Annotated in this window: 15 protein-coding genes and 1 pseudogene; 11 read left to right on the top strand and 5 right to left on the bottom strand. The window is 62.3% G+C overall.

Going from position 1 to position 13,257, the window contains the following annotated elements:
• From NKJ55_RS12295 to NKJ55_RS12270, 6 genes and pseudogenes are all read left to right on the top strand, one after another.
• A pseudogene (locus NKJ55_RS12295) lies at positions 1–119 on the top strand (IS110 family transposase); the annotation flags it as partial.
• Between the two features lie 158 nt (positions 120–277).
• Positions 278–2,485: an NAD-dependent DNA ligase LigA gene (gene ligA, locus NKJ55_RS12290; protein ID WP_352450122.1), complete on the top strand. Its 2,208-nt coding sequence runs from the start codon at positions 278–280 to the stop codon at positions 2,483–2,485.
• Positions 2,485–3,177 carry a DUF2461 domain-containing protein gene (locus tag NKJ55_RS12285; protein WP_352450121.1) on the top strand — a complete coding sequence of 231 codons (693 nt, stop codon included), beginning with the start codon at positions 2,485–2,487 and terminating at the stop codon, positions 3,175–3,177. Before ligA ends, NKJ55_RS12285 begins: the two co-directional genes overlap by 1 nt.
• Positions 3,178–3,284: 107 nt before the next feature.
• Positions 3,285–4,013, top strand: a complete 729-nt coding sequence (locus NKJ55_RS12280) for an AzlC family ABC transporter permease (protein ID WP_352450120.1) — start codon at positions 3,285–3,287, stop codon at positions 4,011–4,013.
• On the top strand, positions 4,010–4,306 hold the full coding sequence (locus tag NKJ55_RS12275) for an AzlD family protein (protein WP_352450118.1): 297 nt from the start codon (positions 4,010–4,012) through the stop codon (positions 4,304–4,306). Before NKJ55_RS12280 ends, NKJ55_RS12275 begins: the two co-directional genes overlap by 4 nt.
• A gap of 316 nt (positions 4,307–4,622) precedes the next feature.
• The gene (locus NKJ55_RS12270; protein ID WP_352450117.1) at positions 4,623–5,513 is read left to right on the top strand and encodes a LysR family transcriptional regulator; all 891 of its coding nucleotides are present in this window, start codon (positions 4,623–4,625) and stop codon (positions 5,511–5,513) included.
• Here NKJ55_RS12270 and NKJ55_RS12265 read toward each other — a convergent pair.
• Entirely contained in the window at positions 5,503–7,347 is a 1,845-nt protein-coding gene (locus NKJ55_RS12265; protein WP_352450116.1) for an aminopeptidase P family protein, read from the bottom strand. The genes NKJ55_RS12270 and NKJ55_RS12265 overlap by 11 nt on opposite strands.
• A gap of 200 nt (positions 7,348–7,547) precedes the next feature.
• Between NKJ55_RS12265 and NKJ55_RS12260 the strand changes: the two genes are divergently transcribed.
• Positions 7,548–7,727, top strand: a complete 180-nt coding sequence (locus NKJ55_RS12260) for a hypothetical protein (RefSeq protein WP_352450114.1) — start codon at positions 7,548–7,550, stop codon at positions 7,725–7,727.
• Between the two features lie 39 nt (positions 7,728–7,766).
• Here the strand turns inward: NKJ55_RS12260 and NKJ55_RS12255 are convergent, their stop codons facing one another.
• Positions 7,767–8,639, bottom strand: coding sequence for a 50S ribosomal protein L11 methyltransferase (locus NKJ55_RS12255; RefSeq protein ID WP_352450112.1), 873 nt, complete (start codon positions 8,637–8,639; stop codon positions 7,767–7,769).
• Between the two features lie 11 nt (positions 8,640–8,650).
• The gene (locus tag NKJ55_RS12250; RefSeq protein WP_352450110.1) at positions 8,651–9,229 is read right to left on the bottom strand and encodes an SCO family protein; all 579 of its coding nucleotides are present in this window, start codon (positions 9,227–9,229) and stop codon (positions 8,651–8,653) included.
• A gap of 205 nt (positions 9,230–9,434) precedes the next feature.
• Here NKJ55_RS12250 and NKJ55_RS12245 point away from each other — a divergent pair, with 205 nt between their 5' ends.
• The 3 genes from NKJ55_RS12245 to NKJ55_RS12235 all read left to right on the top strand — a co-directional run bounded on the left by NKJ55_RS12245 (position 9,435) and on the right by NKJ55_RS12235 (position 11,263).
• Positions 9,435–9,923 carry a CreA family protein gene (locus NKJ55_RS12245; protein WP_502901444.1) on the top strand — a complete coding sequence of 163 codons (489 nt, stop codon included), beginning with the start codon at positions 9,435–9,437 and terminating at the stop codon, positions 9,921–9,923.
• Between the two features lie 96 nt (positions 9,924–10,019).
• Positions 10,020–10,661 (top strand): DapH/DapD/GlmU-related protein, encoded by a 642-nt coding sequence (locus NKJ55_RS12240; RefSeq protein WP_352450109.1) that lies wholly within the window; start codon positions 10,020–10,022, stop codon positions 10,659–10,661.
• A 170-nt stretch (positions 10,662–10,831) separates the two neighbouring features.
• Positions 10,832–11,263 carry a low affinity iron permease family protein gene (locus NKJ55_RS12235; protein ID WP_031211766.1) on the top strand — a complete coding sequence of 144 codons (432 nt, stop codon included), beginning with the start codon at positions 10,832–10,834 and terminating at the stop codon, positions 11,261–11,263.
• A gap of 69 nt (positions 11,264–11,332) precedes the next feature.
• Here the strand turns inward: NKJ55_RS12235 and NKJ55_RS12230 are convergent, their stop codons facing one another.
• A complete protein-coding gene (locus tag NKJ55_RS12230) occupies positions 11,333–12,205 on the bottom strand; it encodes an SDR family NAD(P)-dependent oxidoreductase (protein ID WP_352450107.1) in 873 nt (290 codons plus the stop codon).
• Positions 12,206–12,334: 129 nt separating this feature from the next.
• On the opposite strand from NKJ55_RS12230, the gene NKJ55_RS12225 reads away from it, so the two are divergent.
• Positions 12,335–12,616, top strand: coding sequence for a hypothetical protein (locus tag NKJ55_RS12225; RefSeq protein ID WP_029351415.1), 282 nt, complete (start codon positions 12,335–12,337; stop codon positions 12,614–12,616).
• 7 nt (positions 12,617–12,623) lie between these two features.
• Here NKJ55_RS12225 and NKJ55_RS12220 read toward each other — a convergent pair whose 3' ends face one another.
• A complete protein-coding gene (locus NKJ55_RS12220) occupies positions 12,624–13,199 on the bottom strand; it encodes a TMEM175 family protein (RefSeq protein WP_352450106.1) in 576 nt (191 codons plus the stop codon).
• Between the last annotated feature and the right edge of the window lie 58 nt (positions 13,200–13,257).

Here is a 13,257-nt window from a genome sequence, read left to right as displayed (position 1 = left end):
AGCTCACGGCCGACGGCAAAGCCTCAAAACTCGCCATCACAGCCATCATGCGAAAGCTCATCATCCTCGCAAACGCACTACTCAGCGACAATCGGACCTGGACACCATCTCTCCCTTGACCAACACGGATACTCCAGGCGAGTTCGTTTCCGGCGCTCGCGACCTGAGTCAGGGTCTGGCGCCATCCTGCTGTTCAGGAATGATTTTCCGTGCCTGGTCTCTCCCTCGTGAGAGAATCCTGTTCTATTGTGTCGCGCCACCGTGGAGGGAGCAGTGCATGGACGAAAAACCAGTCGAGTCGCTCAGCGAAAGCGAGGCGGCAAGCGAGTTGAAGCGGTTGGCGCAGGAGATCGCCGAGCACGACCGGCGCTACCATGGCGAGGACGCGCCGATAATCACGGATGCGGAATATGACGCGCTGACCCGGCGCAACCTCGCCATCGAGCAGCAGTTCCCGCATCTTGTGCGTGAGGATTCGCCCTCACGCAGGGTCGGCGCCCCGCCGGCCGAAGGTTTTGCCAAGGTGCGCCACGCGGTGCCGATGCTCAGCCTTGCCAAGGCCTATACCGACCAGGACGTCGCGGACTTCATAGAACGGGGCCGGCGATTCTTTGACCGCGACAAGGATCTGAACATCGCCTTCACGGCGGAGCCGAAGATCGACGGGCTATCGGCTTCCCTGCGGTATGAAGGCGGTGTGTTCGTGCAGGGAGCAACGCGCGGCGACGGCGTCGTCGGCGAGGACATCACCGCCAATATCAAGACCATCGCCGATATTCCCAAGACCTTGAAGGGATCGGACTGGCCCGAGGTCATCGAAATACGCGGTGAGGTCTATATGACCTACGCGGAATTCGAGGCGCTGAAGCAACGTTCGGCGGCGATAGGCGGCCAGGATTACGTCAATCCGCGTAACACGGCGGCCGGGTCGCTCCGCCAAAAGGACCCGTTAGTTACCGCCAGCCGCAACCTTAAATTCTTTGCTTACGCCTGGGGCTATGCTTCAAAGGATCCAGCTCCGACCCAATACGATTCCGTGCAAAAATTCGCGGAGTGGGGATTCAAGGTCAGCCCGCTGATGGTCCGGGCAAGATCGGTCGAGGAACTGGTCGCGCACTATCACCTAATCGAGACCCAGCGCTCATCGCTGGGCTACGACATCGACGGCGTCGTCTACAAGGTCGACCAGCTGGAATTGCAGCGCAGATGGGGTTTCGTCACTGGCGAACCACGCTGGGCCATTGCCCACAAATTTCCAGCCGAACAGGCGATGACAACCGTGCTCAGGATCGACATTCAGGTGGGCCGTACCGGTACGCTGGCGCCCGTTGCCCGGCTTGCACCCGTCACGGTCGGCGGCGTCGTGGTCGAAAATGTCACGCTTCACAACGAAGATTACATCAAGGGTCTGGACAGCAACGGCCAGCCGATCCGCGACGGCTATGACGTGCGTATCGGCGACACGGTGGTCATCCAGCGGGCAGGGGACGTCATTCCGCAAATCGTGAGTGTCGTCGCCGACAAGCGGCCGACTGATGCCGTGCCCTACGAATTCCCGCACAGATGTCCGATCTGCGGCTCGCCCGCAACGCGCGAGATCAACGAGAAGACCGGCAAGGAGGATTCCCGCCGACGGTGCACCGGCGAGCTGATCTGCCCCGCGCAGGCCGTGGAAGGATTACGCCACTTTGTGTCGCGCGGCGCCATGGATATCGAAGGCCTGGGGGCTGAAAACATAGACCTGTTCTTCAATGCCGGGTTGGTCAAAACTGCCGCCGATATCTTCACGCTCCGGGACCGCCGTCCCGCCGTCACCAAGGCGCTGGCGGAGCGACGGGAGGAGCAGGCCAGGCAGCGCGACGCCGCATCGGGCAAAACGCGCAAGAATGTACGCAGCGTCGAGGAACGCAACTATGACGGCCTCGACAAGCTCTTCGCTGCCATCGACGCCCGCCGCGAACCCGAACTTGATCGCTTCATCTTTGCGCTGGGCATCCGCCATATCGGCGAAACGACGGCCGTTGTGCTCGCCCGAACCTTCTCGACGATCGAGGAGTTGATCCGCATTGGCAAGGAGACAGCAGCGGCAGCCGATCCACACACCGTTTTTCCTTCGATCAACGGCATCGGCGATACGGTGATAGGCGCCCTTCGCGATTTCTTCGGCAATGAACGCAACGACGCCGTACTTGAAGCGCTGCTCACACAGGTCCACCCGAAGCCGTACATTGTGAACGTCTCAGCCGATAGTGCGGTCGCCGGCAAGACAATCGTGTTTACAGGCACGCTGGAAAAGATGACGCGCCCGGAGGCCAAGGCGATGGCCGAACGTCTCGGCGCGAAGGTCGCCGGCTCGGTTTCCGCGAAGACCGATCTTCTGGTGGCAGGGCCAGGCGCCGGTTCCAAGCTGAAGGATGCGACCAAATTCGGCATCGAGGTGATCGACGAGGACACCTGGCTGCAGCGGATTGGCAAGGACGGGTGATGGCGGCTGCGTTCAACGGTTTTGGGCAAAAGGCCATTCCCTTCCTCAAGGCGCTGGATTTTCATCAGAGCCGGGAGTGGTTTTTAGAGAACCGCGACCTTTTCGAACGCGACCTGCGCGATCCCTTCGGCGATCTGGTCGAGACGCTCTCCGAGCGCTTCACGGCCGCGGGGCTCGGCCTGCGCGGCGACCGCAAGAAGTCGCTGTTCCGGATTAATCGCGACGTGCGTTTCGCCAAGGACAAACGGCCTTATAACCGGCATTTGTCGGCGATCCTTTCGCCTGACGGCACCAAGATGGAACAGGGCGTGTTTTACGTCCATATCGGGCTGGAGCGCTGCTTTGCCGCCGTTGCCTGGTGGCAGCCTGGACCGGAGCTATTGCTGGCGCTGCGCAACGCGATCGCGAAGCGGCCCGCTGAATTCCGTACCCTCGTTGCGGCGCTGAAGAAGAACGGCCTCGAATTCGACCCGGACGGCTGCATGAAGCGCACGCCGCGCGGCTTCGAGCATATCGCCGAGCCCGATCTCGCTGCCGCGATCCGCAACCGGCATTTTGCCGTCCGGCACGCAATCGAGCCGGCGGATATCTACGGAGCTGGATTGGTCGACGAACTCGTCGACTTCGTCATGCGGGCTAAACCGCTGCTTGACTGGGGCAGGGCGATCGAAGGCAAGGCTTCGCCGCGCTAGGCACGGAAGCGCGTTTGCGCGACCTTCAGCTGTCATTTCCCCTCAAGCGAATTGGTGTGACAAGCCGCGCCGCCCTCCCTACATAGGCGCTTCCCGAGGAGCGGTCGATGTCGGCGGAAGCAATCTCCGAAAACAGTGCGAAAAGCGATTTCTGGGACGGCGTGCGGCTCAGCATGCCCGTCGTGGTGGCGTCGGCGCCGTTTGCGTTGCTGTTCGGGGCGCTCGCGGTCGACAACGGGTTTTCCGTGCTCGAAGCGTTCCTGATGAGCGCAACGGTGTTCGGCGGCGCCAGCCAGATGGTCGGCATCGAGCTGTTCGGCCAGCATGTCGCGCCGTGGCTGATCGTGCTGTCGATCTTCGCGGTGAATTTTCGCCATGTGCTCTATTCGGCTGGCATCGGCCGGCGCATTGCGCATTGGCCACTGGTGCAGCAGGCGATAGGCTATTTTGTGCTGACCGATCCGCAGTTCGCGGTGGCCGAGCGCAAGGCTGAGGCCGGCGAGACCGTCGGGTTCACCTGGTATATGGGGCTTGGTCTGCCGGTCTATTTGTTCTGGATCATCGAAAGCGCGCTCGGCGCGATGTTCGGCAAGCTTATTCCCGACACCGATGCGTTGGGCATCGATTTCCTGCTGCCGATCTATTTTCTCGGCCTGGTCATGAGCTTCCGCAAGCGGCCTCTGTGGCTGCCGGTGGTCGTCGCCAGCGCTGCCGCCTCCATCATTGCATACAAAACGGTCGGCTCGCCCTGGCATGTCTCCATAGGTGCGCTGGCGGGCGTGCTGCTCGCCGTCATCCTGCCGCCCCGCCACAGCGGCGTGGAGGCACGGCCATGAGCACGACCTTGTGGATCATCATCGCCGCTTCGATCGCGACCTATCTGACCCGCATCGGCGGTCATCTGGTGATCTCCCGCTTCGATCATATCCATCCGCGCGTCGAAGCCGGGCTCAGCGCCGTGCCGGCGGCGGTGCTGACCACGCTGGTGGCGCCGGCGGCGCTCAGCGCCGGGCCGGCGGAATGGGCAGCCTTGATCGTTGCCGCCTTGGTCTCACTGCGCGGCGGCCTGATGGCGATGTTCCTGGCGGGTGCTGCCGTGCTGATCCTCGCGCGGCAGCTCGTCGGCTGATCGACTTTTGCCTTGACGGCGAGAGCACACATGCGCCTTACCGCAGCGACTATTGCCGCGCCGACCCGCGACAGGCTCAGCCGGATCGCCTCCGCTCTCTCCTGGTGGGCGCGACGCACGGCGTCGCTATAGAGCGCTTCGCGCTGCTTCGGCGTCAATGCGCTTAGATCGATCGGCTGGATGCCGAAGGGCTCACGCGACATTTCCATCTCCCCTGGTTTGCCGTGTTGATCGGCAGCTACACCGGCGATTTACGGGAAAGGCATAATCAGTTAAAATGAATAATTAAGATCGTTATGTTCTCCAGGAGAGATGTATGGATTTGGCCGATCTGCGCATCTTCCGCACGGTGGTGCGCGAGGGCGGAATCACCAGGGCGGCGGAAAAACTGTTTCGCGTGCAGTCGAACGTGACCACACGCATCCGGCAGCTCGAGGAGGATCTCGGCGTGCAGCTGTTTATCCGGGAGGGCAAGCGCCTGCACGTATCGCCGGCCGGTCACAGATTGGTCGGCTATGCGGATCGGCTGCTGGCGCTTGCGGAGGAGGCGCGAACGGCGATGCTCGATCCACGCCCGCGCGGCACTCTTCGCCTAGGTGCCATGGAGAGCACCGCCGCGGCACGGCTTCCAAGTCTGCTCGCCGAATACCATGCACGGCATCCCGAAGTGGAAATCCAGTTGCGCACCGGCAATCCGCAGGTTCTCGCGACCGCCATGCTTGCCGGCGAACTCGATGCAGCCTTCGCCGCCGAGCCGATCGCTGACGTTCCGTTCGAAAAGCTGCCCGCATTCCACGAGCAGCTGGTCATTGTCTCGGCGGCATCGCGCGTTTCGGTCGAAGACCACCTGGACATGCCCAAAACCATGATAGCCTTCGAGCACGGCTGTCCGCACCGCAAGCGGCTGGAACAATGGTATGCGCGCAGAGGGTTCATGGCCGAGAAAACCATCGAGCTTGGCTCATACCATGCCATCCTTGGTTGCGTGGTGGCTGGCATGGGCATAGCGCTGATGCCGAAAAGCGTGCTTTCGGGTTTTCCGGAAAGCCGCTGGCTAAAGCTGCACGAACTGCCCGCTGACGAAGACAATGCCGTCACAGTGTTGTTCTGGCGCAAGGGAGCCGGTTCTCCCAACGTCACCGCTTTGCAGGGACTGCTTGCGGAGCAAAGCCTGTCAACCGGCGTTGCCGCCGCGGCTATTGCTTGAAGTCGTGCGGCAGCGGCGCGGTTGCCTTTTCCAGCCAGGCCAGCGTTTCGCCGTCGAGCATCGGTCCGATCTCGGCCAGTACGCGCGCATGGTATTCGTCAAGCCAATGCAACTCGTCGCGGGTTAAAAGGTCCGATCGGACCAGCCGCTTATCGATCGGCGCCAGCGTCAGTGTCTCGAAGCCGTGCATGGCGATGTCGCCGCCCTCGATTGCCTCGGCCGGTGTCACCAGAATCAAGTTCTCGATGCGGATGCCGTAGGAACCTTCCTTGTAATAGCCGGGCTCGTTGGAGACGATCATGCCGGCCAGCAGCTTCTCGGTACCGGTCTTGGCGATACGCTGCGGGCCCTCATGCACGGCAAGATAGGAGCCGACACCGTGCCCGGTGCCATGGGCGAAATCGCAGCCGTGTCTCCATAGCGCCAGGCGCGCCACTGCATCGATTTCGGAGCCGCGCGTGCCCTGGGGGAAGCGCAGCATGGAGATGCCGATCATGCCTTTCAGCACCAGCGTGAAGCGCTCGCGCATCTCCTCGGTTGGCGCGCCAATCGGAACCGTGCGGGTAATGTCGGTGGTGCCGTCCTGGTACTGCCCGCCGGAATCGAGCAGGAACAGCTCGCCATCCCCCAGCTTGCGATTGGTGGCGCGGGAGACGCGGTAGTGCATGATAGCGCCGTTAGGACCAGCGCCGGAGATGGTATCGAACGATACGTCGCGCAGCGGCATCTGCGTTTCTTCGCCGGTCTGACGGCGCGTCTCCTCAAGCCTGGTGACAACGGCGATTTCGTCGAGCGTGCCGGGCTTCTGGCGGTCGAGCCAGCACAGCAGCTTGGCGACCGCGGCGCCGTCGCGGCGATGTGCGGCGCGTGCGCCGGCGATCTCAGCTTTGTTCTTTGTTGCGCGTGGAATGCGGGCCGGATCGGCCGTGGCAATGACGGTGCCGCCATTATCCTCGACCAGCATCCTGAGCTTGTCCGCCGCGAGAACCGGGTCCAGCGCGATTTTTGCGCCGCCCTTGGCCCGGGTGACGATCGCCGATTCGAATTCACCTGGGTCGTGCAATTCGGCGAGCTGCGTCAGGTAGGCCGCGACGGTGCGCGAAAACTTGCGCTGGTCCATGAAAAGCAGATGCGAGCCGTCGGCGGCGAGCACGGCAAAGCCGAGCGCCAGCGGTGTGTGCGGTACGTCGCCGCCACGGATGTCGAAGGCCCAGGCAATGGAGGAGGGGTCGGTCAGTACGGCATGGGTGGCGCCGTCCTTCTCGATGGCCGCCGCCAGCCGCACCAGCTTGTCCTTGGCCAGTTCGCCGGCAAAGCCGATCGGGTGGATCTCGACCGGCGCCAGTGGCGGCCCGGGCTGGTCCTGCCAGATGGCGTCGATTGGATTTTGTTCGAGCGGCACCAAAGTCGCGCCGGACTTCTCGGCCGAGGCCTTCAGCGCCTTGACGTCACTGATCGTATGGAGCCACGGATCGAAGCCCAACCGTACGCCCTTGCCGAGATTGTCCCTGATCCAGTTGGCCGGCGGGTTGTCGACAAGGCTCTCGATCGAAAAGATGTCGAGATCGACCTCCTGGCGCACCTGCAGCGTGTAGCGCCCGTCGACAAACATGACGGCGCGCTCGCCAAGCACAATGGCGACACCGGCCGAGCCGCTGAAGCCGGTCAGCCATTTCAGCCGTGCCGAGCGGTCGGCGACATATTCGCCCTGGTGCTCGTCGGCACGGGGCACGATGAAGCCATCCAGCCCGTTCGCCGCCAACCATTGGCGCAGCATTGCTACGCGCGGCTTGCCAACAGCCGGATCGCCGGCGGAATCGAAGGTCTGGAACATGTAGGCTCTCCTCGAATGCTGGCGCGACCGTAGCGCATGACTTCGAAAATCGGAATCGATTTTCGGACCGATCATTCCCGGTTGCTGCGTGTCTCTTTGCGCATGGACGCCATGCAGAATCGACGATTTCAAAAAGCGTCAGCGGAGCTTACCTTCTTAATGTGGAGGAAAAGTCCTGTTGCCCTGCAAAGGAGACCGTCATGTCCACGATTTCACCTAGACGCGGATTTTTCAAAAACGCTGTGAAAGCGCTGATCGAAGCTCGCCAGCGCGAAGCGAGCCGGTATGTAAGCGGCGTTCTGCTTGGCTTTGACGACGAAACGCTGAAAGCTCACGGCTACGATCGCGAACAGCTAAAGAAAGCGGCGAACTCGCGCTAAGTCCGAGCGGATTCCGGCTTGCGTTGAAGGCGTCGCGCCTCAGCGCTTGAGGTGAATCGTCACCCAGCCCTCGCGGTGCAAGGTGCGGACGTGCCGGAATTTCTGGCCGACATAGGCCGCGATTACCGCATCGCGCTGGCGCTCGAGGATGCCCGACAAAACAATCGAGCCACCGAGCGCGATATGCTCCGCCATTTGCGGCGCCAGGCGCATCAGCGGCCGCGCCAATATGTTGGCGACGATCAAGTCGAAGGGCGCGCGCGCGGCAAAGATCGGGTGGTGGAATCCGGGCGCCGTCACTGTTTCGACGAGCCCCTTGACGTGGTTCAGCCGCGCATTGGCGGCGGCCACCTTGACGGCGACCGGGTCGATGTCGGTCGCCAGCACCGGTATATGCGCGAGCCTGGCCGCTGCGATCGCGAGCACCGCGCTGCCGGTGCCAAGGTCGAGCGCGTTGCGCGGATGCTCGCGCCGTACGACCTGCTCCAGCATTTCGAGGCAGCCGGCGGTGGTGCCGTGATGACCGGTGCCGAAAGCAAGGCCGGCCTCGATCTCTATGGCGATTTCGCCGCTGTGGCGCTTCCTGCGGTCATGCGCGCCATGGACGAAGAAGCGCCCGGCCCGCACCGGCTTCAATCCCTCCAGCGAGCGCGCCACCCAGTCGATGTCGGGCAGCGTTTCGCGCGCTATAGGCTTCGACAGCGACAGTCCGGCAAGTACATCCCTGAGCCGCGCCTCGACCGCATCGACGTCGTCGCCGGCATAGAGCGATACTTCGTGGATGTCGCGGTCCTCGTCGACCTCGAGCACCGCAATCGGCAGGCCCTCATCGTCGAACGCCGCACCGAGCGCCGCGAAGATGCGATCAGCCTCGATCTTGCCCGCGGTGAAATACAAACGCGTCTGCGTCATTACCGGATGTGTCAACCTTCCGCCGCCAGCCGTTTGAGCTTGGCGATGGCGGCGTCCGGGCTTTCGCCATAGGCAATAGTGCCGGCGAAATCGCCCTTGGCATTGAGCAGCAGCACCGAAGCGGTGTGGTCCATCGTGTAGTCGCCGTCGTTCGTGTCGACTTTCTTCCAGTAGATGCCGAAGGACTTGGCCATGGCGTGGACCTTATCCGGATCGCCTGATATGCCGAGGATGCGATCGGAGAAATTGCTGACATAGGTGTTCATGATTTCCGGCGTATCGCGCTCCGGGTCGACCGTAACGAAATAGGCACGCAGGTTCTTGCCGTCGTCGCCCATCGTCTTCAGCCAGCCGGCCAACTCGAAAAGCGTGGTCGGGCAGACTTCCGGACAATGCGTGAAGCCGAAGAAGACGACGCTGGGGTGGCCGCGAAACGCGGCTTCGGTGACCGGCGCGCCCTTCTGGTCGACCAGCGTGAACGGTGCTCCGAACGGCTCGCCGCCATAATGTCCGCGGTACCAGTCGAAGGTGAGCCAGCCGATGCCAGCGGCCATCAGGACGAGAATACCGACCAGAATTGAACGCATCATCAGTGAAGTCCGTCGTTATTTCCATCGGGCGCCGGGTTGGCGCCGTGAAGGCCCTGGCTTGGCGAACACTCTTAGCGGTTCGGTCGCGCCGACGCAAAGATGTCGCGTTGCCGCAACCGGCAATCCTGTGGGAGGCGATCTGCTTGCAAAGCGCTGCCGTTCGTCCCACCTGAGGTCGGCAAAATTCGAACCGCAGGAGGCCTCTTTGCGAAAACTGATTGGCGGTGCGTTAGCCGCATGCCTGGTCATTGGCGCCGGCGCGGCCGCCACCGAGGAAGTCGGCAAGGTCGGCGTCGATTGGCTCGGCAACGATATCATCGTCGAGGCGATCAAGGATCCGAAGGTCGAGGGCGTGACCTGCCACGTCTCCTATTTCGACCGTGGCATGATCGACCGCCTGCAGAAAGGCAACTGGTTCGAGGACCCGTCCGATTCCTCGATCTCCTGCCGCCAGACCGGGCCGATCACCATTGGCGACATCGACATGAGCGAGGCCGGCGAGGAGGTGTTCAAGCAAGGCATCAGCCTGATCTGGAAAAAGCAGGTGGTGAACCGCATCTACGACAAGGCCAACGAGACGCTGATCTACCTGTCGCATTCGCGCCAGGTGCAGGATGGCTCGGCAAAAATGTCGGTCACCACCGTGCCGCTCTACGGCCAGAACGTGGTGTGGACCAGCGGCAAGCCGAAATAGAGACTGAAGGTGCTACGGGGTCCTTGGCGCGTCCAAACGGATGCGCGGCGCTGCACTCGGCTTGCGAGACTATGCGCGCGGGCGTAAAGCGCCCGCATGGACCGTCCTGAACACCTTGTCCTAAAAGATCCCGAGCCGCGCATCCATCCGACGGCGGAGCTGAAGGCGTGCAAGCTTGGACGTTATGCGTCGATCGGCGAGCGCGTCATCCTGCGCGAGGTGATGGTCGGCGAGTTTTCCTACTTCGAGCGCCACGCCGAGGCGATCTATACGACGATCGGCAAATTCTGCTCGATCGCCGCCAACAGCCGCATCAATGCGCTGGAGCATCCGGTCGAGCGGCTGACGCAGCACAAAATCAGCTATCGGCCCAACGAGTACTTCCGCTGGCTGGGTGTCGATCAGGCATTCCGCGACCGGCGGCGGGCGAGAGCCGTCAGCATCGGCCACGATGTCTGGATCGGCCATGGCGCCGTGATCATGCCGGGCGTGGCGATCGGCAATGGCGCGATCGTCGGTGCCAACTCGGTGGTGACGCGCGACGTGCCGGCCTATGCAATCGTCGCCGGCGTTCCGGCCACGCCATTGCGGCAGCGCTTCAGCGCGGGAACTGCGGCCCGGATCGAACGTCTTGCCTGGTGGGACTGGCCGGTCGAGAAACTGGCCAGGGCAGTCCCCGACATGCAGGCCTTGCCCATCGAGGCTTTCCTCGACCGCTGGGAAAACGGCGCCCCCTGACTTCGGGGCGTATCTGCAAGCGGTCCGACGGCCTGCGCGATCTGCTCCTCCAACAATGTACCCGCGATCTTCCGCCACGAGGGAACCAGGAGCGGCTGCCAACTGTTTCTGCAGACACAATGAACTCGGCTTCCGTCCGGGTTCGTCGCCCGGCTGTTGAGGGAGTTTGAATGATTGAGAAGCTTTTCACCAGGATCGCCAACAACGTCGCCCATTTTGCCGGCCTGCCGCCGACGTTTGCCGTCTGTTTCCTGATCATCGTCGTCTGGGCGGCAAGCGGGCCGATGTTCGGCTTTTCGGACACCTGGCAGCTCGTCATCAACACCGGCACGACGGTCGTCACCTTCCTGATGGTGTTTCTCATCCAGAACACCCAGAACCGCGATGGCGCCGCGATCCAGGCGAAGCTCGACGAATTGATCCGGGTCAGCACAGCCCAGAACACCTTCATCGGTATCGAACACCTGACTGAGACCGAGGTCGAAGAGATCCGCAAGAAGTGCGAACAGGCAGCGAAGCGGCATGATCAGAAGCTTGCCGAGTTGGCAGCCGAGAAAGCCATGGCGAAGAAGCGGAACACGAAGAAGCACGCAGCGGCGTGATATAAAGGTCCGGCGCCATACCTGCGAAGATCGGATCCGATTCTTTGCTAGGTGATCTTCGGTTCGGGATCATGCGCTGCGTGTCATGAATGCCGCGAAAGCATCCTTGTAGTCCGGATGCCAGCGCGACAGAGCAGGACGGTTCTCAATGATGTCGCCGATTGCCCAGGCCATGCGCTTTTCGTCCATGGGCCGGGTCGCCTCGTTATCGGGACACAGGATATAGAAATCGCTACGCAGCAGCGAGGCCAGCATGAAGTCGATGACCTGCTCGCCGGTCCAGGCGCCCGCCGGCTTTTCGGTCGCACCTTCGGTCAGGCCGGTAAAAGTAAACCCGGGAATGAGCAAATGCGCCGCGACATTGGCGCCGGGCTCGTTGCGCAGCGCGTGTGCAAGGCCCTCGGTATAGGTCTTCACGCCAGCCTTGGAGACGTTGTAGGCGAGGTTGCCGGGCGGCGTGGTGATACCTTGCTTGGAGCCGGTGTTGACGATCAGGCCGGGCTTTCCCGCCGCCAGCATGCGTGGCGCGAACGCCTCTACGCCATGCACGACACCCCAGAAATTGATGTCCAGCAGTCGCTTCCAGGCGTCACGGTTCTCCCAGGGCTTGCCGGGGTTGTTGCCGACCCCGGCATTGTTCATCAGCAGCGACACGTCGCCGAAAGTGCCGGATGTCCTTTCGGCGAGGCGGTCGAGCTCGTCGGCCTTCGAGACATCGGTGGCGACGGCAAGTACGGCGCTGTCGCCGGCGATGGCGACGACGGCGTGTCGGGCCTCATCGAGGCGTGCGCCGCCGATATCGGCCAGCACGATCTTCATGCCCATCGCCGCCAGCCTTTTGGCCGCGGCGAGGCCGATGCCGCTGGCCGCGCCGGTGATGACGGCGACATTGCCGGAGGCGAGTGCGGGCAGGGCGGTCTGGATCTCGGCGTCGGTGGTCATGATTTTCTCCTGTTCTGGCCGCGGCGAACTTAGCGCGGAAAGAGGCTCGCGCAAGCCGGTGCGGCATCTTCGGGTTGACCGCGTCGGCGGGCGCTGCGCATGCTGGTATCGAAAAAAGGAGACTGACGATTGACCGACTGGATCGAGATCCTGAAAGAACAGACCGCCACCGGCGACCAGATGAGCCGCGAAGTGCCGCAAATGCTTGCCAATCCCGACATCAGCGAAGCGCAAGTGAAAACGCTGTTTTCGGCGCTCGAAAAACAGGCCGAATTCGTCGAAAAGCTGCGCATGGCGCTGGAAAAATTCGGCCATGATTTTTCAGTGATCAAGGCGGCCGAGCGGCTGGAGGAGCGCTACGCCGACCTTGCCGCTTCGGTAGCGGAAAAGCTGAAAGCAATGCGAGGCTAGACGGGGCCTATTTCTCGATCAGCCGCTCGAAGCGCCTGTCCGGCACGAACCAGATCGTCGCCACCAGGACATAGATCGAGACACCGATCCAGTGATTGACGAAGGTCAGCGCGATGGCGGAAAGATAGAGGACCAGCGAGATCTTTCCCTTGAGGTCATTGCCCAACGCCCTGGCGAAGAGAGTCTCGTTGCCGTGCAGCCGATGCAGGGCCATGGTGAGGATGTTGAAGCCGATGGCGCAGAGCGCCAGGTCGACGCCATAGACGGCAACCGGCACCGGCGCGAAATGGTTCTCACCCATGAAGGCTGTCGTCGCCGGCATCAGCGATAGCCAGAACAGCAGGTTGAGGTTCGCCCACAGCACGCGGCCGTCGACCCGCTGCACGGTATGGAACATGTTGTGCAAATTATTCCAGTAGATGCCGACATTGATGAAGGACAGCACATAGCTGAGGAATATCGGCCAGAGTGGTGCCAGCGCGGAAAAATCCTCGCCATGCGGCACCTTCAATTCCAGCACCATGATAGTGATGATGATGGCGACCACGCCATCGGTGAATGCTTCGACTCGTCCCTTGCCCATGAATCTCCCCTGACAATCCGCTGAAGTTAAAAGAGGATCTCGCTCAGCGCCATCGGCA

It is taken from the genome of Mesorhizobium sp. M0106 (assembly GCF_040322715.1).
In the GTDB taxonomy this organism is placed as follows: Bacteria; Pseudomonadota; Alphaproteobacteria; order Rhizobiales; family Rhizobiaceae; genus Mesorhizobium.
The sequence above is the reverse complement of the archived record's forward strand: the minus strand, read 5'-3'. Positions and strand labels throughout refer to the sequence as shown.